24 protein-coding genes and 1 pseudogene are annotated in these 22,834 nt (G+C 71.3%); 18 read left to right on the top strand and 7 right to left on the bottom strand.

What is annotated here, in order from left to right:
- The first annotated feature begins 248 nt into the window (after nucleotides 1-248).
- Both rpsR and rplI read left to right on the top strand, forming a co-directional pair.
- Nucleotides 249-485: a 30S ribosomal protein S18 gene (rpsR, locus tag EEJ42_RS24285; protein WP_003978893.1), complete on the top strand. Its 237-nt coding sequence runs from the start codon at nucleotides 249-251 to the stop codon at nucleotides 483-485.
- 18 nt (nucleotides 486-503) lie between these two features.
- A complete protein-coding gene (gene rplI, locus EEJ42_RS24280; RefSeq protein ID WP_123102847.1) occupies nucleotides 504-950 on the top strand; it encodes a 50S ribosomal protein L9 in 447 nt (148 codons plus the stop codon).
- 169 nt (nucleotides 951-1,119) lie between these two features.
- Here the strand turns inward: rplI and EEJ42_RS24275 are convergent, their stop codons facing one another.
- Entirely contained in the window at nucleotides 1,120-2,460 is a 1,341-nt protein-coding gene (locus tag EEJ42_RS24275; RefSeq protein WP_123102845.1) for an MATE family efflux transporter, read from the bottom strand.
- Between the two features lie 475 nt (nucleotides 2,461-2,935).
- Here EEJ42_RS24275 and dnaB point away from each other — a divergent pair, with 475 nt between their 5' ends.
- Complete coding sequence (dnaB, locus tag EEJ42_RS24270; protein ID WP_123102843.1) at nucleotides 2,936-4,426, top strand: replicative DNA helicase; 1,491 nt, start codon at nucleotides 2,936-2,938, stop codon at nucleotides 4,424-4,426.
- Nucleotides 4,427-4,460: 34 nt separating this feature from the next.
- On the opposite strand, the gene EEJ42_RS24265 is transcribed toward dnaB, so the two are convergent.
- Complete coding sequence (locus EEJ42_RS24265; protein WP_123102841.1) at nucleotides 4,461-5,312, bottom strand: NAD(P)H-binding protein; 852 nt, start codon at nucleotides 5,310-5,312, stop codon at nucleotides 4,461-4,463.
- Nucleotides 5,313-5,394: 82 nt separating this feature from the next.
- Here EEJ42_RS24265 and EEJ42_RS24260 point away from each other — a divergent pair, with 82 nt between their 5' ends.
- Entirely contained in the window at nucleotides 5,395-6,363 is a 969-nt protein-coding gene (locus EEJ42_RS24260; RefSeq protein ID WP_281291500.1) for an AraC family transcriptional regulator, read from the top strand.
- A 38-nt stretch (nucleotides 6,364-6,401) separates the two neighbouring features.
- On the opposite strand, the gene def is transcribed toward EEJ42_RS24260, so the two are convergent.
- On the bottom strand, nucleotides 6,402-6,986 hold the full coding sequence (gene def / locus EEJ42_RS24255; protein ID WP_123102839.1) for a peptide deformylase: 585 nt from the start codon (nucleotides 6,984-6,986) through the stop codon (nucleotides 6,402-6,404).
- A gap of 62 nt (nucleotides 6,987-7,048) precedes the next feature.
- Between def and EEJ42_RS24250 the strand changes: the two genes are divergently transcribed.
- From EEJ42_RS24250 to EEJ42_RS24240, 3 genes are all read left to right on the top strand, one after another.
- Nucleotides 7,049-7,594: a winged helix-turn-helix domain-containing protein gene (locus EEJ42_RS24250; protein WP_184503244.1), complete on the top strand. Its 546-nt coding sequence runs from the start codon at nucleotides 7,049-7,051 to the stop codon at nucleotides 7,592-7,594.
- Nucleotides 7,595-7,713: 119 nt separating this feature from the next.
- On the top strand, nucleotides 7,714-8,316 hold the full coding sequence (locus EEJ42_RS24245) for a class I SAM-dependent methyltransferase (protein ID WP_123102835.1): 603 nt from the start codon (nucleotides 7,714-7,716) through the stop codon (nucleotides 8,314-8,316).
- A 48-nt stretch (nucleotides 8,317-8,364) separates the two neighbouring features.
- Entirely contained in the window at nucleotides 8,365-9,012 is a 648-nt protein-coding gene (locus tag EEJ42_RS24240) for a class I SAM-dependent DNA methyltransferase (protein ID WP_123102833.1), read from the top strand.
- Nucleotides 9,013-9,066: 54 nt separating this feature from the next.
- On the opposite strand, the gene trxA is transcribed toward EEJ42_RS24240, so the two are convergent.
- The gene (gene trxA, locus EEJ42_RS24235) at nucleotides 9,067-9,405 is read right to left on the bottom strand and encodes a thioredoxin (RefSeq protein ID WP_281291499.1); all 339 of its coding nucleotides are present in this window, start codon (nucleotides 9,403-9,405) and stop codon (nucleotides 9,067-9,069) included.
- Between the two features lie 5 nt (nucleotides 9,406-9,410).
- The gene (locus EEJ42_RS24230; protein WP_123102829.1) at nucleotides 9,411-9,881 is read right to left on the bottom strand and encodes a MerR family transcriptional regulator; all 471 of its coding nucleotides are present in this window, start codon (nucleotides 9,879-9,881) and stop codon (nucleotides 9,411-9,413) included.
- 55 nt (nucleotides 9,882-9,936) lie between these two features.
- Here EEJ42_RS24230 and EEJ42_RS24225 point away from each other — a divergent pair, with 55 nt between their 5' ends.
- Entirely contained in the window at nucleotides 9,937-11,319 is a 1,383-nt protein-coding gene (locus tag EEJ42_RS24225; RefSeq protein WP_123102827.1) for a serine hydrolase domain-containing protein, read from the top strand.
- A gap of 12 nt (nucleotides 11,320-11,331) precedes the next feature.
- Here EEJ42_RS24225 and EEJ42_RS24220 read toward each other — a convergent pair whose 3' ends face one another.
- Both EEJ42_RS24220 and EEJ42_RS24215 read right to left on the bottom strand, forming a co-directional pair.
- The gene (locus tag EEJ42_RS24220) at nucleotides 11,332-11,790 is read right to left on the bottom strand and encodes a GNAT family N-acetyltransferase (protein WP_123102825.1); all 459 of its coding nucleotides are present in this window, start codon (nucleotides 11,788-11,790) and stop codon (nucleotides 11,332-11,334) included.
- Nucleotides 11,787-12,323 (bottom strand): DUF2269 domain-containing protein, encoded by a 537-nt coding sequence (locus EEJ42_RS24215; protein WP_123102823.1) that lies wholly within the window; start codon nucleotides 12,321-12,323, stop codon nucleotides 11,787-11,789. The genes EEJ42_RS24220 and EEJ42_RS24215 overlap by 4 nt, the downstream gene beginning before the upstream one ends.
- A 245-nt stretch (nucleotides 12,324-12,568) precedes the next feature.
- Here EEJ42_RS24215 and EEJ42_RS24210 point away from each other — a divergent pair, with 245 nt between their 5' ends.
- The 10 genes and pseudogenes from EEJ42_RS24210 to EEJ42_RS51960 all read left to right on the top strand — a co-directional run.
- The gene (locus tag EEJ42_RS24210; protein ID WP_123102821.1) at nucleotides 12,569-12,964 is read left to right on the top strand and encodes a hypothetical protein; all 396 of its coding nucleotides are present in this window, start codon (nucleotides 12,569-12,571) and stop codon (nucleotides 12,962-12,964) included.
- A gap of 66 nt (nucleotides 12,965-13,030) precedes the next feature.
- The gene (locus EEJ42_RS24205; protein WP_148082024.1) at nucleotides 13,031-15,397 is read left to right on the top strand and encodes a hypothetical protein; all 2,367 of its coding nucleotides are present in this window, start codon (nucleotides 13,031-13,033) and stop codon (nucleotides 15,395-15,397) included.
- 71 nt (nucleotides 15,398-15,468) lie between these two features.
- Complete coding sequence (locus EEJ42_RS24200) at nucleotides 15,469-16,659, top strand: hypothetical protein (protein ID WP_123102817.1); 1,191 nt, start codon at nucleotides 15,469-15,471, stop codon at nucleotides 16,657-16,659.
- A gap of 958 nt (nucleotides 16,660-17,617) precedes the next feature.
- On the top strand, nucleotides 17,618-17,752 hold the full coding sequence (locus tag EEJ42_RS53900; protein WP_281291498.1) for a hypothetical protein: 135 nt from the start codon (nucleotides 17,618-17,620) through the stop codon (nucleotides 17,750-17,752).
- Nucleotides 17,749-18,951, top strand: a complete 1,203-nt coding sequence (locus EEJ42_RS24190) for a protein kinase domain-containing protein (RefSeq protein ID WP_123102813.1) — start codon at nucleotides 17,749-17,751, stop codon at nucleotides 18,949-18,951. Before EEJ42_RS53900 ends, EEJ42_RS24190 begins: the two co-directional genes overlap by 4 nt.
- Nucleotides 18,952-18,980: 29 nt before the next feature.
- Entirely contained in the window at nucleotides 18,981-19,691 is a 711-nt protein-coding gene (locus EEJ42_RS24185) for a vWA domain-containing protein (protein ID WP_221179424.1), read from the top strand.
- Nucleotides 19,688-20,239 carry a hypothetical protein gene (locus tag EEJ42_RS24180; RefSeq protein ID WP_123102811.1) on the top strand — a complete coding sequence of 184 codons (552 nt, stop codon included), beginning with the start codon at nucleotides 19,688-19,690 and terminating at the stop codon, nucleotides 20,237-20,239. Before EEJ42_RS24185 ends, EEJ42_RS24180 begins: the two co-directional genes overlap by 4 nt.
- Before the next feature lie 347 nt (nucleotides 20,240-20,586).
- A complete protein-coding gene (locus tag EEJ42_RS24175) occupies nucleotides 20,587-21,486 on the top strand; it encodes a hypothetical protein (RefSeq protein WP_221179423.1) in 900 nt (299 codons plus the stop codon).
- A 55-nt stretch (nucleotides 21,487-21,541) separates the two neighbouring features.
- Complete coding sequence (locus tag EEJ42_RS24170; protein WP_123102807.1) at nucleotides 21,542-22,174, top strand: HAD family hydrolase; 633 nt, start codon at nucleotides 21,542-21,544, stop codon at nucleotides 22,172-22,174.
- A 350-nt stretch (nucleotides 22,175-22,524) separates the two neighbouring features.
- Nucleotides 22,525-22,834, top strand: a pseudogene (locus EEJ42_RS51960) (globin domain-containing protein); the annotation flags it as partial.

Below are 22,834 nucleotides of genomic sequence, written 5' to 3'. Positions count from 1 at the left end.
CCGGCGGCGGTCAGCAGCAGGGCGGCGGCGCTCCGGCCGACGACCCGTGGGCGACCGGCGCACCGGCCGGTGGCGGCCAGGGCGGCGGTGGCGGCGGCTGGGGCGGTGGCTCCGGCAGCGGCGGCGGCTACTCGGACGAGCCGCCCTTCTAGGTCACGGCGCGCTGTTTCACGCGGTTTCACGTGAAACATCGCCCTGCCTGGTCTGGGCGACCAGCACAAACTTCTTGATCACACTGGAGAGAGACAATGGCGAAGCCGCCTGCTCGCAAGCCTAAGAAGAAGGTTTGCGTGTTCTGCAAGGAGAAGATCTCCTACGTCGACTACAAGGACACGAACCTGCTGCGGAAGTTCATTTCCGACCGCGGCAAGATCCGTGCCCGCCGGGTCACCGGCAACTGCACTCAGCACCAGCGCGATGTCGCCACGGCCGTGAAGAACAGCCGTGAGATGGCGCTGCTGCCCTACACGTCCACCGCGCGATAAGGGAAGGGTGACCGAGTCATGAAGATCATCCTCACCCACGAGGTCTCCGGCCTCGGCGCTGCCGGTGACGTCGTGGACGTCCGCGACGGGTACGCCCGTAACTACCTGGTTCCGCGTGGTCTCGCGATCCGCTGGACCAAGGGTGGCGAGAAGGACGTCGAGCAGATCCGCCGCGGTCGTCGCATCCGCGAGATCGCCACGATCGAGCAGGCCAACGAGGTCAAGGCGCGGCTCGAGGGCGTCAAGGTCCAGCTGAAGACCCGTGCCGGCGACGCCGGCCGGCTGTTCGGCTCCGTCACCCCGGCCGACATCGCCTCGGCGATCAAGGACGCGGGTGGCCCGGACGTCGACAAGCGCCGTATCGAGGTGCAGCAGCCGATCAAGACCCTGGGCGCGCACCAGGTGTCGGTCCGGCTGCACGCCGAGGTCGCCGCGAAGGTCGGCGTCGAGGTCGTCGCCGCCTGACGCAGTGCTCGGCTGAGCATGTGCATGTGAGAGGGCCGCACTCCACGGGGGTGCGGCCCTTCTCGCTGTGCGGCCGCGTCGTGCGGACCGTCTGTCGTGCGGCCGCGCCGTGCGGCCTGCCCCGCCGTCCAGACCGCTCCGCCGTGCGGACCGTCTCGCGCCGTTCGGCTCAGGCGCGGGTCGCGCCGGTGACGATCCACCGCCCGGAGCGGGCGCGCAGCCAGAGGGTCGCCAGCCGGAGCGCCATCATCAGCGCCATGGTCCACCACACGGCGGTCAGTCCCCCGCCCCATGCGGGGACGAGGAGCGCGACCGGGGCGAAGACCGCGAGCGTGACGATCATGGCCCCCGCGAGATACGGACCGTCGCCCGCGCCCATCAACACCCCGTCGAGGACGTAGACCACACCCGAGACGGGCTGGACGAGGGCCGTCACCAGCAGCACCGGCAGTAGGGCGTCCTTCACCTCGGGGTCCGTGGTGAACAGCGGGATGAACAGCGGGCGGGAGGCGATCACGAGCAGGCCGAGCACGATGCCCGCGACGATGCCCCACTGCACCATGCGGCGGCAGGCGGCGCGAGCCCCCGCGGCGTCCTCCGCTCCCAGGTAGCGCCCGATGATGGCCTGACCCGCGATCGCGATGGCGTCCAGCGCGAACGCCAGCAGAGTCCACAGGGTCAGCACGATCTGGTGGGCGGCGACCTCGGTGTCCCCGAGGCGGGCCGCCACCGCCGTCGCGATCAGCATCACGGCGCGCAGCGAGAGCGTACGGACCAGCAGCGGTGCCCCGGCGTGGGCGCAGGCCCGTATCCCGGCGGCGTCGGGACGCAGCGACGTACCGTGGCGCCGGGCTCCCCGGACGACCACCGCGAGGTAGACGGCGGCCATGGCCCACTGGGCGACCGCCGTGCCCCAGGCGGAGCCCGCGATGCCGAGCCCGGCGCCGTAGACGAGGCCCGCGTTGAGCGCGGCGTTGGCCGTGAAGCCGCCGATGGCCACGTAGAGCGGAGTACGGGTGTCCTGGAGGCCGCGCAGCACCCCGGTGGCGGCGAGCACCACGAGCATCGCGGGGATGCCGAGAGCGCTGATGCGCAGATAGGTGACCGCGTAGGGGGCGGCGGTGTCGGAGGCGCCGAAGAGGTCGACGAGGCCGGGTGCGGTGGGGAGGGCGGCGGCGATGACGGCGGCGCCGAGCAGCAGGGCCAGCCAGATGCCGTCCATGCCCTGCCGGATCGCGCCGGGGAGGTCGCCCGCGCCGACCCGGCGGGCCACGGCGGCGGTGGTGGCGTAGGCGAGGAAGACGAAGATGTTCACCGCGGTGGTCAGCAGGGCGGCGGCGACGCCCAGTCCGGCGAGCTGTGGGGTGCCGAGATGGCCGACGATGGCGCTGTCGACCATGACGAAGAGGGGTTCCGCCACGAGGGCGCCGAAGGCGGGTACGGCGAGGGCGATGATCTCGCGGTCATGCCGACGGACGGTGCTCCGGGCGCTCGCGGGGGCCTGTGTCATGGAGGCAATCTAATCTTCCACAGGTAAGAGACACAAGACCGTATCAGTCCTTACATGACGGCGCTCGTGACGCTTGCCTCTGCGCCGTTTGTCGTGATCTTGCATCGGGTGCGGAAGTTTTTCTCCTGCACAGCCATGGGATAGAGAAACCGCAGGTCAGCGCGGCGACTCTGGGGTGATTGTGTGTTTGTCCACAGCGCTGTCCCCCGGCCCGTGCACAGGTTCGCGCGACTTCTCCACAGGATGGATCGCATCATCCACATGGCCTGTGGATAACCGAGTTGGCCGGTAGCCCCGACGGGCCTACCGTTGTCCGGCGCCCGCCATCTGTTCCGGCCTCGAATCCACCAGAACTCGACGCGTCGTGAGCGGAAGCCGGGCGCCCTGTTTGTCATAGCCCTGATTGTCAGAGCCGTGCCGTAAGACTGAGGACGTCGCGGCGAGATCCGCACCGCGGACGGGAGGAGGTGGCGGGGTGAGCGTGCCCGAGCCCATGGACGACCCATGGGCGGACTCCGGCCCGTCCGACTTCCCGTCCCCCCGCTTCAGCCGTGGCGACGGCGGCGGCCGCGGCGAGGGCGGCCGGGGGCGTGACGATCAGCATGACCGGGGCCGCGACGGCGGCTCCTGGGAAGGGTCCGGCTTCGAGCGGGTCCCGCCGCAGGACCTCGACGCCGAGCAGTCCGTGCTCGGCGGCATGCTGCTCTCCAAGGACGCCATCGCCGACGTGGTGGAGGTCCTCCAGGGCAACGACTTCTACCGCCCCGCCCACGAGACCGTCTACCAGGCGATCCTGGACCTGTACGCGAAGGGCGAGCCGGCCGACCCGATCACGGTCGCGGCCGAGCTGACCAAGCGCGGCGAGATCGCCCGGGTCGGCGGCGCCTCGTACCTCCACACCCTGGTCCAGTCGGTCCCCACCGCGGCCAACGCCGAGTACTACGCGGAGATCGTCCACGAGCGCGCCGTGCTGCGCCGCCTGGTCGAGGCGGGCACCCGCATCACCCAGATGGGATACGCGGCGGACGGGGACGTCGACGAGATCGTCAACAACGCCCAGGCGGAGATCTACGCCGTCACCGAGCAGCGGACCAGCGAGGACTATCTGCCGCTCGGCGACATCATGGAGGGCGCGCTCGACGAGATCGAGGCGATCGGCTCGCGCAGCGGCCAGATGTCCGGCGTGCCCACGGGCTTCACCGACCTGGACTCGCTGACCAACGGCCTCCACCCCGGCCAGATGATCGTCATCGCGGCCCGGCCCGCCATGGGTAAGTCCACCCTGGCCCTCGACTTCGCCCGCGCCTGCTCGATCAAGAACAACATGCCGAGCGTCATCTTCTCCCTGGAGATGGGGCGCAACGAGATCGCGATGCGTCTGCTGTCCGCCGAGGCCCGGGTGGCGCTGCACCACATGCGCTCCGGCAGCATGACCGACGAGGACTGGACCCGGCTCGCCCGGCGCATGCCGGACGTGTCCCAGGCGCCGCTGTACATCGACGACTCCCCGAACCTGTCGATGATGGAGATCCGCGCCAAGTGCCGCCGCCTCAAGCAGCGCAACGATCTCCAGCTGGTCGTCATCGACTACCTCCAGCTGATGCAGTCCGGCGGTGCCCGGCGCCCCGAGAGCCGTCAGCAGGAGGTCTCGGACATGTCGCGAAACCTCAAGCTGCTGGCCAAGGAGCTGGAGGTGCCGGTGATCGCGCTCTCCCAGCTGAACCGTGGTCCCGAACAGCGCACCGACAAGAAGCCGATGGTCTCGGACCTCCGTGAAAGTGGCTCCATCGAGCAGGACGCCGACATGGTCATCCTGCTGCACCGCGAGGACGCGTACGAGAAGGAGTCCCCGCGCGCGGGTGAGGCCGACCTGATCGTGGCCAAGCACCGTAACGGTCCGACGGCCACCATCACCGTCGCCTTCCAGGGCCACTACTCGCGCTTCGTGGACATGGCGCAGACCTGATCCCGGCCCGGTGGGTTACGACCTCCCGAGCGCGTCAGGCACCGGAGGCCTCGGTGTGCGCATTCCAGACTCCGGTTACGGCGGTTGTGCGGACATAGTCCGTGAAGTCGCGGGGCGGCCGTCCGAGAACGCGCTCGACGGTGTCGGTCATGGTGGCCCTGCGGCCGTCGAAGACCTCGACCATGAGGCTGGTCAGCTGCGTCGCGTACTCGGCCGGCACGCCTCGCCGGGTCAGCGTCGAGACGAACTGCTCGGGCGTGACCGGCAGATAACGAACCTCCCTGCGGGTCACCCTCGCTATCTCACCGACGGCATCGGCGAAGGTGATCAGCCGTGGTCCGGTTACTTCGTGGATCCGGCCGGCATGGCCGGCCTCAGTCAGCGCCGCGACGGCGACGTCCGCGATGTCCTCCGCATCGGTGAACGGCTCCGCGACCTCGCCGACCGGAAGCGCGACCACACCGGTCCGGACCAGTTCGATGAGGAACGCCTCGCTGAAGTTCTGCGTGATGAACCCCGCCCGCACGATGGTCCACTCCGCACCCGAGTCCCGCACTGCCTGTTCGCACCGCTCGGCCTCGGCAGCGCCACGGTCGGCAAGCAGGACGAGATGCCGAACGCCGCAGGCCACCGCGCGTTCTGCGAAGGAACCCACGGCTCCGGCCGCGCCGGGGAACGCCGCATCAGGATGGAAGGCCACATAAACGGAGTCCATGCCCCGTAGTGCGGGTTCCCACGTGGTGTCGTCCTGCCAGTCGAAAGGCGGCTCAGCACTCCGTGACCCCACCCGTACCGGCATGTCACGCGCACGGAGCCCGGACACGACCCGGCGTCCGGTCTTGCCTGTCCCCGCGAGGACCAACGTTGTCGGCGTAGTCGCTGTCATGCTCCACAGTCCACCGGGACGCCGGGGTACGGACCATGGTCGAGGCTCGCAGGCCCATAATGGTGCGTCTTACCCTGTGCCGGTGGACCCCTTCTCGATCCTGCTCGACGGAGCCCGGGCAAGGAACACATTCGTGCTGCGGACCATCCTGAACCCACCGTGGTCGGTGCGGGTGCGGGACAGGGTGCCCCTCAATCTGGTGGCCGTCCTGCGAGGGATGCCCTGGGTCGTGCCCAGCGCCGGTGACGCCGTACGCCTGGACGCGGGCGACATCGCGATGGTGCGTGGCCCGGACGCGTTCACCTTCGCCGATGATCCCCGCACTCCCACCCAGGTGGTCGTTCAGGCCGGCCCCCGACGGACGACCGCAGCCGGTACGGAACTTCCCGAGGCCGCGGACATGGGTGTGCGCACCTGGGTCAACGGCGAGCGAGCCCACGACGACGGCGCGGACGGCTCGTCGGTGCTGCTGATCGGCAAGTACTCGGGACCGGGCGAGATCGCCACACGTCTGCTCCGCGCGTTGCCTCCGCTGCTGGTCATCCCCACGGCCGCGCACAGCGAATCCGCGCTGGTGTCGCTGCTCGCCAAGGAGACCCTGCGGAAGGAGCCCGGCCAAGATCTCGTGCTCGAACGACTGTTGGACCTCCTGCTGGTCGGCACCCTCCGCGAATGGCTCACCCGGCCCGATGCCGATGCGCCTGCCTGGTACCCGGCCAACGGGGACCCCGTCGTCGGGTCCGTCCTACGACTCATCCACGGCGACCCGGGCCACCCCTGGACGGTGGCCGCGCTCGCCCGGCAGGCCGGGGTGTCCCGAGCGACACTGGCGCGCCGCTTCACCGACCTCGTCGGCATGCCGCCCATGGCATACCTCACCGGATGGCGCATCGACGTTGCCGCCGACCTGCTCGTGGAGTCGGACGCCACGATCGACACCGTCGCCCGTCAGGTCGGTTATGGCAGCGGGTTCGCGCTCAGTGCCGCTTTCAAGCGAGCCCGTGGGATGAGTCCGCAACGCTACCGCGCCCACGCCCGCGATCGTCCTTGACGTCGGAACGTGACCCGCACGGCGGCCGCCACGGCGCTTCAGGTCTGAGCCTGGTCCGGCCGCAGGGCGGCGGCCTTGAGCGCGCGTCGCGCGAAGACGTCCTCGCGGCGTTCTTCCATCTGCCGCAGGGCGTCCTTGCGGTCCCGCTGGGAGAGCCGGTCGAGGTACGTGTGGCCCATGAGGTGGTCGGTCTCGTGCTGGAGACACCGGGCGAAGTAGCCCTGGCCCTCGACGACGAGCGGGTTGCCGTCCTTGTCGAACCCGCGGACGACGGCGCGATCGGTGCGGGGGACCGCCATGGCGGCGCCGGGCACGGACAGGCAGCCCTCGATGTCGTCGACGAGGCGGCGGTCACCGGGGTCGGGCAGGTCCAGAACCGGGTTGAGGATGTGGCCGACATGCCGGGCCCCGGTCTCGTCCGGGCAGTCGTACACGAACAGTCGCAGGTCGACGCCGACCTGATTGGCGGCCAGGCCCGCACCGTCGGCCACGTACATGGTCAGGAACATGTCGTCGATCAGTGCCGACAGCTCCGGCGTTCCGAACGCGGTCACCTCCCGGCACGGACGGCTCAGCACCTCCTCGCCCACCACCGTGATCCTGCGAACCGAGCCCCGTTCCATGGTTGTCTCCCCCTTGCGCGCACTGCTTGCCAAGTTCTTTGCAAAGTAGCAGGCTTTGCAAAGTGACTGAAGACGACGTCAACCTGCGCGACCATCACGTCCGCACCGACCTGCTCGACCTGCTGGCCGAAGTCGGCACCGTCACGGCGACCGAGGCCGCCTCCCGGCTGGGCTACAGCTCCGGGCTCTGCTCGTTCCACCTGCGGCAGCTCGCACGCCACGGATACATCGAAGAGGCCCCTCACAGCGGGGGCCGCGCACGCCCCTGGCGTCTGAGGCGGCGCACCCCCGCGGCCGGTGGCGGGAGCGCGGAGGAGCAGTTCGGCGATCTGGCCCGGGGGCTGGAGGACGAGAGCTGGCAGCGATGGCTGACCCAGCGGGACCAGGCGCCGCCCGCATGGCGTCGTGACGAAGCCTTCAGCGCCGTCGCCTATCTGACGCCCGAGGAGATGAGCCGGGTCGCGGACGTCATCCGACGCGCGCTCGCGCCCTACCAGGACCGCGAACAACGCCCCTTGGCCCGGCCCGAGGACGCCCGGCCGGTGGCCCTCATCACCCGGCTCTTCCCCCTGCTTCCCCACACCCCGGACGACGCGAACGAGGGCTGAGGGGGGTGTGACTTGCTGTTTCCGCGAAAAAATTTGTCGCGTGGGCACGGGTGCGGCGACGGTGTGCGCACCAGGCCGTGGGCGACCGGCGCCCCGGCCCCCTACCGAAGGCAGAGCCGATGGACGCACAGTTCTGGGACGACATGTATCGCGGCGCCGACCAGCTCATGAGCGGCAATCCCAACGGAGTGCTCGTCACCGAAGTCACGGATCTGGCGCCGGGACGGGCGCTCGACGTCGGATGCGGTGAGGGCGCCGACGCCATCTGGCTGGCCCGGCGCGGCTGGCACGTCACCGCGCTCGACATCTCCCGGATCGCACTGGACCGCGCCGCCGCCTCGGCCCCGGACCTCTCCGACCGGGTGGCGTGGACCCGGATCGACCTGGCCGTCACGCCACCCCCGGCCGCCGCGTTCGACCTGGTGTCCGCCCAGTACTTCCCGCTCCTGCGCCAGGCGGAGCACACCGCGCTGCGCGGCCTGCTGGACGCCGTCGCGCCCGGCGGCACCCTGCTCTTCGTCGGCCACGACCTCGCCGATGTGCCCGCACGCATGGAGAACGGCGTCGTTCCCGGCGACTACTACCAGCCGAGCGAGATCGCCGGGCTCCTCGGCCACGACTGGACGGTCCTGGTCGACGAAACCCGGCCGCGCACCGCTCTCGCCCCGCCCGGCACCCACCACACCAACGACACCGTCCTGCGCGCCCGGCGCCTGCGGTAGTCCGAAACCCCGCCCGGCACCGAGCGCGGGCGGCTAGTCTTCCCGCCCATGACCGAGCCGACCGATCTGCTGACCACCCGGACCTTCTACGACACCATCGCCGCCGACTACGCCGAGATGTTCAAGGCCCCGCTGGACGACAAGCCGCTGGACCGGGCCATGCTCGGCGCGTTCGCCGACCTGGTGCGGGAGGGGGAGGCGGCCGGGCCGGTCGCCGACCTCGGCTGCGGTCCGGGGCGGGTGACGGCGTATCTGCACGGCCTCGGGCTGGACGTCTTCGGTGTCGACCTGTCGCCGGGGATGCTCGCGGTGGCCCGGCGGGAGCATCCGGAGCTGCGGTTCGACGAGGGGCAGATGACCCGTCTCGACCTCCCGGACGGCGCCCTCGGCGGCATCGTCGCCTACTACTCCCTCATCCACACCCCCGCCGAGCGGCTGCCCGCGGTGCTAACCGAGTTCCACCGGCTGCTGGCCCCGGGCGGCAATCTGCTGGTCGCCTTCCAGGTCGGCGACGAACCGCTGCACCTGGCCGAGCCGTTCGGCCATCCCGTGTCGCTCGACTTCCGCAGGCTGTCGCCCGACGAGATCGCCGCGCTGCTCGAGGGGGCCGGGTTCGCCGTACGGGCGCGGCAGGTGCGCGAGCCGGACGGCAGGGAGGTCGTGCCGCAGGCCATCCTCCTGGCCCGTAAGCCGTAAGCCGTAAGCCATAAGCCAAGAGAGGCCCCGGATCCCGCCCGGCGGCGGCTCGGCTCAGAGCACGTCCGTCAGCTCCTGGAGCAGCCGCCGCTTGGGCCGGGCCCCCACCATCGACCGCACCGGTTCGCCCGCGCGGAACAGCATCAGGGTCGGCATCGACAGCACTCCGTACGCCACCGTCGTCTCCGGGTTCGTGTCCACGTCCAGCTGCACCACCTTCAGCCGGTGCCCCTCCTCCCGGGCGATCTCCGCCAGCACCGGCGCCATCATGTGGCAGGGCGCGCACCAGGAGGCGGTGAACTCCACGAGCACCGGCAGCCCGGCCGTCAGCACCTCCTCGGCGAAGATGGTGTCCGTGACCGCGGGCACTTCCCCGGTCCGAGTCCGTGTCATTTCGCTCATCCCCTCGGTGTCGTTTTCGCCGTGCCGTCGCTCGCGGACGGGTCGTATGGCGTCAGCTCGCAGCGCGGCTCCGGCGCACCGTCGGGCGCCGTCGCCGCCGCCTCCAGCGCCGCCCGGGCCCGTTCCGCCCGGGCGAGCTGCGCTCCGACCTGCCGCCGTACGTCGCCCAGCCGCGCGATGCAGTCGTCCAGTTCGGCCAGCTTGCGCCGGTAGACCTCCAGCGACGCCGGGCAGGAGTCACCGGCCGGATGGCCGGAGCGCAGGCACTCCACGAACGGCCTGGTCTCCTCCAGGCCGAAGCCGAAGTCCTGGAGGGTGCGGATCTGCCGGACCAGCCGGAGGTCGTCCTCGTCGTACGCCCGGTACCCGTTGCCGGTTCGCCGCGCGGGCAGCAGGCCGATCGACTCGTAGTAGCGCAGGGTGCGGGTGGTCGTACCCGCCCGTTCGGCCAGCTCTCCGATCCGCATGGCCCCGACCGTAGACCTTGCCCCTGACGTCAAGGCCAGACCGTAGGGTGCGGGCATGACCGCACCCGAGGAGTTCGCGGAGCTGCTGCCCGCCACCCGCCGCGCCCTGCTCCACCGCATCGCCGTCGGCCAGGCCGAGGGCCGGACGCCCTCCCTGGTGGGGGCCGTGGTGCGGGAGGGACAGCTGGTGTGGACGGGGGCGCGGGGTGATACGGACGGGCAGACGCCCGGCGCCGACACCCAGTACCGGATCGGTTCGCTGACCAAGACGTTCACCGCGGTGCTGGTGATGCGGCTCCGCGACGAGGGGCTGCTGGACCTGGGGGATCCGCTGACCAAGCATCTGGAGGTGCCCGAGGCGGAGGGCGCCACCGTCGCCCAGCTCCTCGCCCACACCTCGGGGCTGGCCGCCGAGGCGCGCGGTCCGTGGTGGGAGCGCACACCGGGCGCGCTGCGCCCCGAGACGGCGGATCTCTTCGGCGAGCGCCCCCTCGTCCACCCCGCCGGACGCCGCCACCACTACTCCAACACCGGCTTCGCCCTGCTCGGCGCGCTCGTCGAGCGGCTGCGCGGCGCGCCCTGGGGCGATGTCCTCGCCCGCGAGGTACTGGAGCCGCTGGGGATGACGCGTACGTCCCTCGCGCCGCGCGCCCCGCACGCCGCGGGCTGGGCCGTCCACCCCTGGGCCGATGTGCTGCTGCCGGAACCCGCCGAGGACACCGGCCGGATGGCACCCGCAGGACAACTGTGGTCGACCGCCGCCGACCTGGCCCGTTTCGCCGCCTTCCTGCTGGACGGGGACGAGCGGGTGCTCGGCGCCGCGACGCTCGCCGAGATGCGCGCGCCCGGCGCCCCGCCCGAGGACCGGGACTGGGACGGCGGCTACGGCCTCGGGGTGCAGCTCGCACGCCGCGAGGGCCGGTTCCTGCACGGCCATGTCGGCTCCATGCCCGGCTTCCTCGCCGCCCTGTGGGTCAGTACGGACGACCGGCTGGCCGGGATCGCGCTGGCCAATGTCACCTCGGGGGCCTCCATCGCCTCCGTCGCCGCCGACCTCGTACGGATCACGGCGGAACACGAGCCGCGGATCCCGGGCCCCTGGCGGCCGCTGTCCGAGGCCGATCCGTCGCTGCTGGCGCTGACCGGGCCCTGGTACTGGGGTCCGACCCCCTTCCTGCTGCGGCTGCGCGCCGACCGCGGCCTGGAGCTGTCGCCGGTCGGCGGAACGGGCCGCGCCTCGCGCTTCCGGGCCGAGCCGGACGGCACCTGGACCGGCCTCGACGGCTACTACGCGGGGGAGACGCTGCGCGTCGTCGCGGGCGAGGACGGTGCGCCCGGCCATCTCGACCTCGGCACCTTCGTGCTGACGCGGGCGCCGTACGCCCCGGAGGACGCGGTGCCCGGGGGCGTCGACCCGGACGGATGGCGTCCGCGGTAGGAGCGGGCCCGGTCAGCCGTCGAGCGGCAGCTTGAAGCCGACGTGGCTGGCCTCGAAGCCGAGCCGCTCGTAGAAGCGGTGCGCCTCGGTGCGGGTCGCGTCCGAGGTCAGCTGCACCAGCACACAGCCCTGGCGGCGCGACTCCTCGACCGCCCACTCGATCAGCTCGGTGCCGAGGCCGTTGCCGCGTTCGTCGGCGTGGATCCGCACCCCCTCGATGATCGAGCGGGTGGCGCCGCGCCGGGAGAGCCCGGGCACCACGGTGAGCTGGAGGGTGCCGACCGTGCGCCCGTCCCGGACCGCGACGACCAAGTGCTGGTTGGGGTCCCGCTCCAGGCGCTCGAACGCGGCCCGGTACGGAGCCGGGTCGTCCGGCGACTCCCGTCGGGCGCCCAGCGGATCGTCGGCGAGCATGGCGACGATAGCGGGTATGTCATCGGCGGTCGCGCGCCGGATCTCGAAGTCGGTCACACCCGCGAGCCTACGCGGCGGCCGCTCACCGCCCCTCCACGTCCGCGCAGCCGCCGCCCCCGCGCGGTCAGCCCCCACGGCTTGAGCACCGAGATGGCGGTGAGGAAGGCATAGACGCTCAGGCTGACCGACGGCGCCAGGATCAGATCGGTGGCCGCGCCGACCGCCCGGCCCGCCGCGACGTCGGCCATCGCCGCGTCGATCCGGGCGCGCAGCGCGAAGGCGGTCGCGGCGGTGGTCACCAGCGTCAGCCAGAACTTCACGTACACCCAGCGGTACCGGGCCAGGCCCCAGGGCGTGCCGAGCGACAGCACCACCCCGCTGATCAGGGAGAGCAGGCTGACCGGGATGAGCAGCCAGTCCCCGAGGACGTTCATCGACCGGTACGCCCCTTCGGCGGCCTCGGCCGACCCGGCCGTGGCCCCGGTGATGCCCAGGGCCAGCACGCCGAGCGTCAGCCCGAGCCAGCCGACGGAGACGACCACATGCACGACGAGGAGGGCCCGGCGCACGGGCCGTTTCAGCTGTTGCATGCGCGTAACCGTCGCGCGGACCGGGCCGCCGCCGCGTCCGACGGCGGGAGTATCCGCGGGTACGCGCTGTCGAGTACGTCCGCCCCTGCTCAGCAGGCCGGGCGACGGCGCAGAGGCGCGTGGGGCTGAGCGACTTTCAGCCATTCTGCGTATTGGCGTGATCGCGGCGGGTGAGAACACCTACGGTGGGAAGAGACGCGGCGTGCGACATCACGTCGTGTTCGAGCAAGGGGGGACGGGGGAGCATGGATCCCATTACCGTGGCGGTCGCCTGTACCGCATTGGTGGTCAAGGGAGCTCTGGAATCCGCAGGCCAGGAGGCAGGCCGCTCGTCATGGGGCGGTGGGGCCCGGCTGGTGGAGCGTGTCCGGGCGCGGTTCAGCGGTGACGCCGTCGCCGAGACCGCGCTGGACGAGGCGCGGCAGAATCCGGATGACGAGGGCGCCCGTGAGCTGCTGCAGCGAATGCTGCAGGCGCACATGCTGCGCGATCCGTCCTTCGAGGACGATGTGCGGCGCATGGTCGAGGAGGCCGTGGCGGCTCAGGGCACCGGGCGGGCCTCCGTGAATGCCGCCGTGATCAAGAATGCTCAGGTTTTCAACGAAAAGGTCGAGGTCCACGGGGACTGGAAGACCTCCTGACGCGGCCAACGGCCACCGCAGCAGCGACCATCACGGCCTCGGGACATCCGCATATCCATGACGAACGTGAGCAGTGAAGCACCCGCGGGAAAGGGAGCCGAGGAAAGGGCAGCCGGACTGCCCGACGGGGGTGAGGCGCGCCCCCGCCCCGACGGCGACCCGAACGACACCGGCACACCGGGCAGCCGGGCCACGGTGCAGCCCGGCACGGAGGACGACGGCCCGGTCAGCGAGGCCGACGCGCTGCAGTCCCTTAACGCCGGGGGCGGCCACGACGAGCCGGAGCGAGCCGAGGCCGTGCGGACGGCGGCGCTGGCCGACCCGATCGCCGAGCGCATCAACTCCGAGGTTGCCGCGACCCGAATGGGCACGGTCGCGGTCTTCAACGGCAGCGTCAGCTTCGGCGGCGGGTTCCACTCCGGCGGCGGCGACCCCAGCGGTCCGCCCAGGAGCGGGAGCACGGACGGTGACGGCTCGCTGGTCCGTATCGAGGACTACGAACTCACCGACCACACGGAGTTCTACGTCCACCCCGACGGCTACCACGAGGCGCTCGAAGCGCTGACCGAGCGCTTTCTGCTCGTGCTCACCGCCCTGCCCGGAACGGGCCGGGAAGCCACGGCGGTCAATCTGCTCGCCGAGGCGATGGCGACGGCCGTCCCGGTGGGCGGAGCCGACGTCGGCGGGGCATGTCACCGGGTCCTCGACGCCGGGCAGATCACCCGGAGCGCCTGGGAGCCGGAGAAGAACAGCGGCTACCTGGTGCTGCTCGACGACTGGCCGGGCGGGGGCCACGCACCGGAGGGCGTCGAGGTGCGCCGCCTGGCCGGTACAGCCGCGAAGCTCAAGGCCGCGCACAGCTTTCTGGTGCTCGTCGGAGGCGAAGAGCTCGCCGTGACCGGCGCGGGCATCCTCGGCGACCACGTCGCCTGGCACGGGCTCACCGCCGTGGATCCGATCTCCGTTGTCGAGCGGCGGGTCCTGGGCCACGGCGAGGATTCCGAACACGCCGAGACCCTGGAGGACCTGCTCACCGGATCCGGAGCCCGGCAGGCGCTGCGTGAGCAGCCCGCGCCGCGCAACGCCGTGCGCCTTGCCTCCGTTGTGCGTGCGCAGGGGGACCTGGCCGCCGCGGTCGCCGCGTTGCGCGATCCCAGCGATCAGGTGCACGCCTGGTTCACCCGGCACCGGGACCCGGACGCCGTGGCCTTCGCCCTCGCCGCCGCCGTGCTGGAAGGCTCCAGCTATCTCACGGTCGCGGACGCGGCCGTGGAGCTGCGCGCGGCGCTCGCGCCGGCCGAGGACGCCCCACCGGACGTACGGTTCCGCGAGCGGCTGGGCCACGAACAGCCGTGGATCGAGCTCACGGCCAACGAGACCGGCGCGGCCGTCCCGCCGGTCGGGCCGCCTCGGGTGCGGTTCCGCAGCGCGCTCCTGCAGCAGGTCGTCCTGGCCTACGCGTGGACCTCCCTGGACGGGCGACGTGCCGCCATCCTGACCTGGCTGCGCCGCCTGCTCACGCACGCCGACATCGAGGTGCGCGCCCGGGCCTCGGTCGCGGCCGGCGTCCTCGCCTGGGCCGACCACCACTACGCCCTGCACCGCTTTCTGCGCACCTGGGCCGGAAGCACCTCCTGGCCGGTGCGTCAGGCCGCCGCCACCGCGCTCGGTGTGGCCGGCAGCCGCCCGGGGGTCGACGAGGCCGTGTGGGGACTGTTGCACGAGTGGGCGTCGGGCGGTACGTCCGCGCACGCGCGACGGCTGGCCGCGACCGCGGCCAACACGGTGGGTGGCCCGCTCGGCAGGCGTGACCCCGAGCGCGCCCTGGCTCTCCTCCACACCGCCCTCGACCGCGGTGACGACTGGGGGACGCTGACCCCGGTCGCCTGGAGCGGGGTGCATCTGATCCACGAGGGCCAGGCGGCGCACGTCCTGGACGCACTGCTCAGGTGGTCCGAGCCCCAGGACATCTCTCCGCTGGTCGTGAAGTCGCTGTCGGCGTTCGTCTTCGCGGTGCGCAGGCCGTACGAGGAGCTGTTGCGGGCGGATGGACCGGGCGATGCCGCTCGGAGCGGCGGGCCGGGGCCGAGGGCGGGCCGGGGGGTGCCGGGGGTGCCGCTGTTGCTCAGCCTCTGCGGCACGCGGGAGTACCGCGGGCGGCTGGAGGAGCTGTGGGCCCGCTCACTGGCCCGTAAGCCCGTGCAGGAACAGGCGCTCGACGCCCTGCGGGAATGGATCGACGGCTACGCGGACCGGGACCCCGCCGCGCCCGCCGCCATCCTCGGCCTGCTGCGGGGCATCTCCGGTCGGCCCGGCAAACATCACGACCGGCTCGTCTACTGGCTCAACCGGTGGGGCTCCGATCGCGACGCGCCGTCGCGGCGTTCCGCGGAACTGGCGCGGAGGTTGGAACGCGAGGCGCGACGGCCCTGACGGCATCGGAGCCGGCGCCCACACGACCGATCCGAGGACACACGGCCGCGACGGCCGGAAGGGAAGGGCCGATGGACGACCCACTGACCTACGACCCCGTGCTGGACAGTCAGGCCCTCCCCCGTATGCGGCTGCTCAGCCCGCTGCGCCCGCCGCAGCCCGGACGTGCCCTGGTGCTGGTGCCGGACAGCGGACCCGCGCTGACCGTGCGGCCGGGGGAGGACATCCGGGACGCTCGTTTCGGCGCGTACCAGAGCATGTTCACCGTCGACACCACCGAACACCGGTTGGTGCTCAGCATTGATCTGCTCAGCCGTGACGCGACCTTCGCCTTTCGCAGCAGGGTTGAGCTGATCGCTCGGGTCATCGACCCCGCCGAGGTCGTGGCCCGCGGCATCAGGGACATGAGCGGCGCGCTCTACGGCCATATGAAGCGGATGCTCCGCAAGGTGTCCCGCGACTACGACATCGCCGAGTTCCACGACGCGGAGGAGGCGCTCAACGCCACCGTGCGCGACTTCACCGGCGACTCGGCCATCAGGCTGCGCAACATCCATGTCGAGCTGCTGGTCGACGAGGAGGAAGTCGCCACCAGCGGGCGGGAGTTCCGCGACGTCGTCCGGGAGACGCGGCTGAACGGCATGCGCCGCAAGCGCCACGTGGACATGCTGCGCGAGGACGGCTACGAGGGACTCATCGCGGAGATCATGGACCGTGAGGGGCCCCGGGCGGCTCTCGAATGGGTCGAGAAGGGCCGGGCGGAGGAGCGCGAGGCGCGGCTGCACGCGATGCGCATGGTCCTGGAGCGCGGCGACGGGCATCGGGAACCCTTCGAGCAGGCCGAGCTGGAGCGGGCCGTCATCGACGAGGTCTTGGGCGGCGACGGGTCCCTGGGCGGTGGCCGCCGGGGCAGGCTGCGCGGCTCGCTGACCGCCGGGACACCGGGCACGGCGCGCCCGGAGGGCCCTACGGACCGGAAGGCGGACGGACGCGGCGAGGACGACCCGGCGGAGCCGGAGCGGCGAGGCGCGCTGCGGGGTGAGGTGCTGCGGAAGCCGGGGGACGAGGGGCCGCCGGAGGACGAACCGGTCACCGAGCCGTCGTCGCGAAGGCCCGAGGCACCGCGCACGCCGAAGGCGCGCCCGTCCGCGGCGGCGCCGGACCCGGGTCCCGGATCGGGCGGGAGTGAGCGGCGGGTCAGCCGGGTCCGCGGCGTCCGTCCTCCGGGCGGAGGAAAGCGGGACGGCGGTGGTGGGCGGTGACGGACGAACTCGCCGTCGAGGGGCAGGACGGTCCTCCCCGTGAGGCCCCGCCGCGAGAGATCTGGGAGCACGGAGCGCGCGGTCTCTCCTCGATCGTCGTACGGACCGAGAAGCGGCAGGGCCGGGGCGAAGACGCCGAGCCGCTCGCCCTGTTCCACTGGCCGAGTCGGCGCGGTCTGCTTGCCGTGTTCGACGGATCCGGAGGCTCCGGCTCCTCGGTGGCCCGCACGGACCGGCTCGGCCGCAAGCAGACCGGTGCCTGGGTGGGCGCGAGGGTGGCGCGGCTGGGCGTCGAGTCGTGGTTCGCCGAGGCGGTGCTGCACGGTGGGCCGGACGCACCGGAGCGGCTGCACGACCATCTGCGCCGGGTGCAGGAGGCGGCGCGCCCCCAGCAGCGCAGCAAGATCGTCGGCTCCATGCGCCGGGAGCTGCCGACCACGATGGCGGCCATCCAGTACGAGGTGCAGGGCGACGGAGTCATGCTGCGCCCCCTGTGGGCCGGGGACTCCCGAGCGTACGAACTGGACCCGGCCACGGGCCTCGCCGCGCTCACCCGCGACCACACGGAGGAGACGGACGCGCTCGCCCAGCTGCGCCAGGACCCGCCGATGACCAATGTGATCTGCGCCGACCGTGATTTCGTCCTTGATACGCAGCTCAGGAGCGCGAGGCTGCCCTGTGTCCTGCTGTGCGCGACGGATGGCTTCTTCGGGTACGTCCGTACTCCGGCGGACTTCGAGTACGTGGTGCTGACCACTCTGATGGAGTCGCGCACCGAGGGCGAATGGGCCGAGCGGCTCGCCCGGCGCGTGGAGAGGTACACCGGGGACGACGCCTCGCTCGCGCTGGTCGCCNGGAGAGGTACACCGGGGACGACGCCTCGCTCGCGCTGGTCGCCCTCGGCTATCCGGACTTTGCGGCCCTGCGGAACGCCTTCGCCCAGCGCTGCGACGCCGTGGTGAGCCTGTGCACCAGCAGCCCTCCCGCGGAGGACGCCCCGGCCGAGCACCACCGCTGGCAGGACGAGACCTGGCTGGCCTACCGCCCCTACTACGAGAAGCACATGCCGCCACTGCGGGAGGAGCGGGTATGAAACTGGGCGAGTCCATCAAGGGCTACCAGATCGTCAGCGAGCCGACCAATGCCAATGGCGGCAAGTGCATGTGGGCCTTCGCGAGAAAGGACGGCCGGGACTACTTCATCAAGCGCTTCCTGGAGCCGAAGCGCCCCCGTGAGGGATCCACCGCGTCCGCGCGGAGCCGGCAGACCCGGCTGGTGGTGTGCCAGGAATTCGAGGACCGGCACCGGACCATCATGGAGCGGCTGCGGCCCGATGCGATCGGTGGTGGCAACCTCGTCCTGGCCACCGAGTTCTTTCACGAGGGCAGCACCTACTACAAGGTGACGGACCGGATCGACACCTCCACCCTGGAGAAGCCGCAGTCCCTTGATCCGCGGCACAAGTCCATCCTGCTCAAGACCCTCGCGAACAGCCTGAAGCTGCTGCACGACATCGACGTGGTGCACGGAGACCTGAAGCCGGCCAACGTGCTGGTGCAGAAGCGGGACGGCAATGCCTTCTACACCGCGAAGCTGATCGACTTCGACGACTCGTACGTGAGCGCACAGCCGCCGGACCGCCAGGACGTCGCCGGAGACTCGCTCTACGGCGCTCCGGAGTGGCGGCGCTATGTGCAGGACGACGAGAACACCGGTCCCGAGGACCTCACCACGGCCGTCGACATCTTCGCGCTCGGCTTGATCACGCACTACTACGTGACGGGTGTGCCTCCTCGCCACGACGACCGTTTCGGGTCCCCGGCGGACGCGGTCAACGCCGGAGTGGAACTGGGGATGGACGACCGGCTGACGGACTCGATGCAGGGGCTCATCCGGGCCATGACGTCCCGTGCGCCGGGCCGACGGCCACGGATGGCCGCATACCTCAAGGCGCTCAAGGACCCCGAGGTGTGCGCGCTGCGGCGCAAGCGCCCTGTACGCCCCGGCACCACCAAGCCCGGGGTGGAGCCCTCCGCCCCGGCGACGACCGGCCCGGGCACCGCGGACGGCGGGCCCGGAGAGCCACGTACGAGCCGGCTGCGCACCAACCTCAGGGGCGGTTCCGGGCCCCGGACCCCGACGACGCCCGTCCCCGCGCCGGAGAGCGCGGGGACGCCCGACCCCGTTCCGCCGCCGACCGCCGAGCCCGAGTCCGCTCCGGCCGCCGAGAAGCCCCCGGCCGGGCGTACCTCGCGCGTACGAATCAACTTGGGCAATCGCCGCAAAGACTGAGCACTGGTACCCAACGGAGGAGAACCCACGTGAACGCGAACGTCGAGATGTACCAGGGCAACCTGCAGTACGCCGTGGACATCGTGCTGTGCCTGGACGCGACGGCCAGTATGTTCCCCGTACTCGACTCGGTGAAGGAGAGCGCTCTCGGCTTTCACGAGCGGCTCAACGCTGTGATGGCCGAAAAGGGCAAGGCGATCAGCCAGCTCCGGCTGCGGGCCATCGCCTTTCGCGACTTCGGCGACAACGCGGATGACGCCATCGAGCAGACCGGCTTCCTCCGGCTCCCCGAGCAGTCCGCGGAGTTCGAGTCGTTCATCCGCGGAGTGGACGCGCGGGGTGGCGGAGACATCCCGGAGTCGGCGCTCGAAGCCCTGGCCCTGGCGGTCAACTCCTCGTGGGAGACGGGGCTGGACCGGCGTCGGCACGTCATCGTGATGTTCACCGACGCGCCCGCTCACCCCCTCGGGAAGGTCGGCGTCAACGCTCAGACGTATCCGACGAACATCCCGCGGACGATGGATGACCTCTTCGAGCAGTGGGGTTACGCCCGCAGCCAGACCGCCGTCATGGAGCAGTCCGCGAAGCGCCTCGTACTCTTCGCCCCGGACGACGAGCCGTGGAGCGAGGCCATCGCGGAGGAGTGGGACCTCACACTGCACTTCCCGTCCAAGGCGGGACAGGGGCTGCAGGAGTTCGAGATGGACGAGATCATCGACACGATCGCCAACAGCCTGTGAGTCATCTCCGCTGCAAGGGTGCCGAGGTGTATGTGGGCGAGGGCTCCCTCGCCGTCGACTGGGGGCCGGACGCGGGACTGCGGGTGCCCGCCCAGTGGTGCACCTCGGTGACCATGGTCGCCGGTCAGGACACGGGCGCGCAATTGGTCTTCCAGGTGAGGACCGGCGTCGGCGAGGCCACGGGGTTCTTGAAGTTCCGGCTGGACGTGGACGCGGAGGGAACGGACACCGCAGGGCGGTTCGTCGAGGACATCCGGCGCGAATGCGGCATCGAGGACGTTGACGAGGGCGCTGACGAGGACGTTGACGAGAACCCTGACGATGGCGACATCGAGGACGCCGAGGGCGACACCGAGGGCGTCGAGGGCGACACCGAGGGCGTCGAGGGCGTCGAGCGGAAGGTCGAGGGCAGCCCGCTGCTGCGCGTCCCCTACGGCGACCCGGACTGGATCGGATGCCCGGCGGGCCCGGCGACCGAGGAACTGTACGCGGATGTGATGGACCGGCTGATGGCCCAGCAGGCCGGACTGATCCCCGACACGGACTGAACGACGTCCGAAACCGGAGCGGAAAGGAGGGACGGTACGTGCCGGGGGGAACATGGCAGTGCCCGAAGTGCGACACGGTCAATGGGGTGGCCGATGGCACGTGCATGGTCTGTGACGAGGGCAAGCCGCGCGCCAGGAAGCCGAGCGCTCCGAAAGCGAGCGCCCCGAAGGCGAGTACCCCCAAGACCAGTACGCGCAGGACGGGGACGACCGGGGGCGGTGGCGGCACATCGAGTGGGGCCAAGGCGTCCAAGGGAACGACGTCCGGGGCGGCGCGCCGGCCGGCCTCCCGCCCGACGGGGGATTGGACCTGCCTGAAGTGCGATACGCGCAATGCGGCGACGTCCTTGTCCTGTCTGGTGTGCGACACCGGCTGGAAGGCGGCGACCAAGCCCAGGGCGCCCAAGCCGCCGACCACACCGACAGCGTCCAAGACCGCCAAGACCGCCAAGACCGGGAAGACAGCCAAGGCCGCGAAGGCGACGCCCAAGCCGCCCGGTTCCGCGAAGCGGACCGGCACCTCCACCCCGTATCGGCCGACCCGGCCCGGTACGACCCGCAGCGCTCCGTCCGGTGGCAGGCCCTCGGCCCCGCGCACGTCGCCGCCTCACCGCGAACCGTCCGACCTCTTCTACGCGCCGCCGGGTGACGGCTTCGTCGGCTACACCCCGGGGCGTCGGGACACCACGCCCACCGCGCCGCCACCGTCTCCCCCGCCCCCGCCGTACCGAGGCGCGGCGAGCCCGCGTCCGCGCGGCGGCGGCGCCCCGTCTTCGGAAGGGAAGAGCTGCCTGAAGGGATGCCTCACACTGTTCGTGCTGGGGTTCGTCCTGCAGGCTCTGGTGAAGGGATGCGACCTGCCCGATACGTGGAACGGTTCCTCCGGAGACCCGAAGCCCTCGTCGTCGGCAGGCGCCTCCGGGCCGTGCCCCGAGCGGATCGCGTCCGAGTTGCCCAGTGGCGACGGAGCCGAGCTGGTCGAAGCGTTCCGTACGCAGAACGCGGACAGCAGCAACACCAAGAACATCCTTCTCTGCCGGACGACGGGGGGCGACCTCTACTACTTCGGAGAGTTCGCCGACCAGCGTGAGAAGGGGATCGCCATGCCCGCGAAGCGGACCGACGACGGCTATCTGGCAGAGAACGAGCCGTACCGCTACCACATCCACGATGGTGTGGTGACCATCACACGCAATGGAACGCGGATCGGCGAGGAGAGGCTCGTGAAGGCGGCCTCCCCGAGCTGAGGGGGAGCTGACAGCGGGTCGGGAGAGTCCGCCGTTCCGTCTACGCTCGGTCCCCATGACCAGACTGCATCTGTTCGATCTCGACGGGACGCTGATCCATGGTTCGGCCGCGGCCGTCGAGATATCGCGTCAGCTCGGGGTGGAGCGGGAGATCGATGAGCTGGAGCGGGAGTTCGCGGCGGGCGGGTTGTCGACGGCGCGGTTCGCGGAGCTGGCCTGTGCGCTGTGGGGGGAGCTGACGGAGGCGCAGGTGGCGGCGGCGTTCGCGGGGGCGCCGTGGCTGAGGGGGATTCGGGAGGTGTGGGCGGACATCCGGGCGCGCGGTGAGCGGTGTGCCGTGATCTCGCTCTCGCCCGGGTTCTTCGTGGAGCGGCTGCTGGAGTGGGGCGCGGACGCGGCGCACGGGTCGGCGTGGCCGTCGGTGCCGTTCCGGGAGCGGCTTGATCCCGCGGGCATCCTGACCCCGGCCGCTAAGGTGCGCATCGCGGATGAACTCTGCGGGAAGTTCGGGTTGACCAGGGCGGACTGTGTCGCTTATGGGGATTCGATGTCGGATGCCGAGCTGTTCGCGGTGGTGCCCTTCTCGGTCGCGGTGAACGCGGATCACCATGTGAGCGAAATCGCATCCAGCCGGTATAGCGGTAACGATCTCCGAGAGGCCTACGAATTGGCGGGCAACTGCACGTAACTACGGGTAATTACGTAAGTTGCCGGGTGTAATGGATGTGTCATCCATGGGGCTTGTGAATTCAACCGGGCCCGGTAGGGTCGGGTCAGTTCCGTCCCGGGAAGCCGTGACGGGACCACAACGGGCAACCCGCTCCAACCAGCATATCGGGAACACAGCCCCTGTTACCCGGACTTCGGGCGAAGTTCTCGGGGTGAGGAAGGAGCATGGCATGCTGCCCCGAACTGAGTACGGAGCGGGCCGACAGGACCAATCTCATGTGAACCAGTCGACCAGAGCGGGGAATTGCGGGCACATTCCGCCAGCGGAAGTGCGAAGACCGACAGAAAGATGTTCGAGGCGAGGCAACCATGGACGCTCCGACCACCACATCGTCGGCCGGTAACGACGGCGGGGGAAACAGTGGCGACTGGGGTTGGTTCACTCCGAGCAGGAAACCGGCCGATGACCAGCCCCGTTCCCCCGAGTCGGACGGCGCGGCCGACCGCCCGGTGAACCCGATACGCCCGGCCGGTACGGAGGCAGAGCGCCGCCCGGCGCCCCCCGCACCGGCCCCCGCGTCCCCCATACCGCCCGCGTCCGCGGTGCCGCCCGCATCCCCCGTCGCCCCCGCGTCCGCGGTGCCGCCGGCGTCCGCGGTGCCGCCCGAGGCCGGCCGCG

It is taken from the genome of Streptomyces botrytidirepellens (genome assembly GCF_003721215.1).
Lineage (GTDB): Bacteria > Actinomycetota > Actinomycetes > Streptomycetales > Streptomycetaceae > Streptomyces > Streptomyces himastatinicus.
This window is presented reverse-complemented; position numbering and strand designations above follow the sequence as displayed.

What these genes read in the sequence shown, in the direction of transcription:
- rpsR (WP_003978893.1), top strand. Translation starts at nt 249, where the DNA reads ATGGCGAAGCCGCCTGCTCGCAAGCCTAAGAAGAAGGTTTGCGTGTTC.
- rplI (WP_123102847.1), top strand. Translation starts at nt 504, where the DNA reads ATGAAGATCATCCTCACCCACGAGGTCTCCGGCCTCGGCGCTGCCGGT.
- EEJ42_RS24275 (WP_123102845.1), bottom strand. Translation starts at nt 2,460, where the DNA reads ATGACACAGGCCCCCGCGAGCGCCCGGAGCACCGTCCGTCGGCATGAC.
- EEJ42_RS24265 (WP_123102841.1), bottom strand. Translation starts at nt 5,312, where the DNA reads ATGACAGCGACTACGCCGACAACGTTGGTCCTCGCGGGGACAGGCAAG.
- def (WP_123102839.1), bottom strand. Translation starts at nt 6,986, where the DNA reads ATGGAACGGGGCTCGGTTCGCAGGATCACGGTGGTGGGCGAGGAGGTG.
- EEJ42_RS24245 (WP_123102835.1), top strand. Translation starts at nt 7,714, where the DNA reads ATGGACGCACAGTTCTGGGACGACATGTATCGCGGCGCCGACCAGCTC.
- EEJ42_RS24240 (WP_123102833.1), top strand. Translation starts at nt 8,365, where the DNA reads ATGACCGAGCCGACCGATCTGCTGACCACCCGGACCTTCTACGACACC.
- trxA (WP_281291499.1), bottom strand. Translation starts at nt 9,405, where the DNA reads ATGACACGGACTCGGACCGGGGAAGTGCCCGCGGTCACGGACACCATC.
- EEJ42_RS24230 (WP_123102829.1), bottom strand. Translation starts at nt 9,881, where the DNA reads ATGCGGATCGGAGAGCTGGCCGAACGGGCGGGTACGACCACCCGCACC.
- EEJ42_RS24225 (WP_123102827.1), top strand. Translation starts at nt 9,937, where the DNA reads ATGACCGCACCCGAGGAGTTCGCGGAGCTGCTGCCCGCCACCCGCCGC.
- EEJ42_RS24215 (WP_123102823.1), bottom strand. Translation starts at nt 12,323, where the DNA reads ATGCAACAGCTGAAACGGCCCGTGCGCCGGGCCCTCCTCGTCGTGCAT.
- EEJ42_RS24210 (WP_123102821.1), top strand. Translation starts at nt 12,569, where the DNA reads ATGGATCCCATTACCGTGGCGGTCGCCTGTACCGCATTGGTGGTCAAG.
- EEJ42_RS24200 (WP_123102817.1), top strand. Translation starts at nt 15,469, where the DNA reads ATGGACGACCCACTGACCTACGACCCCGTGCTGGACAGTCAGGCCCTC.
- EEJ42_RS24190 (WP_123102813.1), top strand. Translation starts at nt 17,749, where the DNA reads ATGAAACTGGGCGAGTCCATCAAGGGCTACCAGATCGTCAGCGAGCCG.
- EEJ42_RS24170 (WP_123102807.1), top strand. Translation starts at nt 21,542, where the DNA reads ATGACCAGACTGCATCTGTTCGATCTCGACGGGACGCTGATCCATGGT.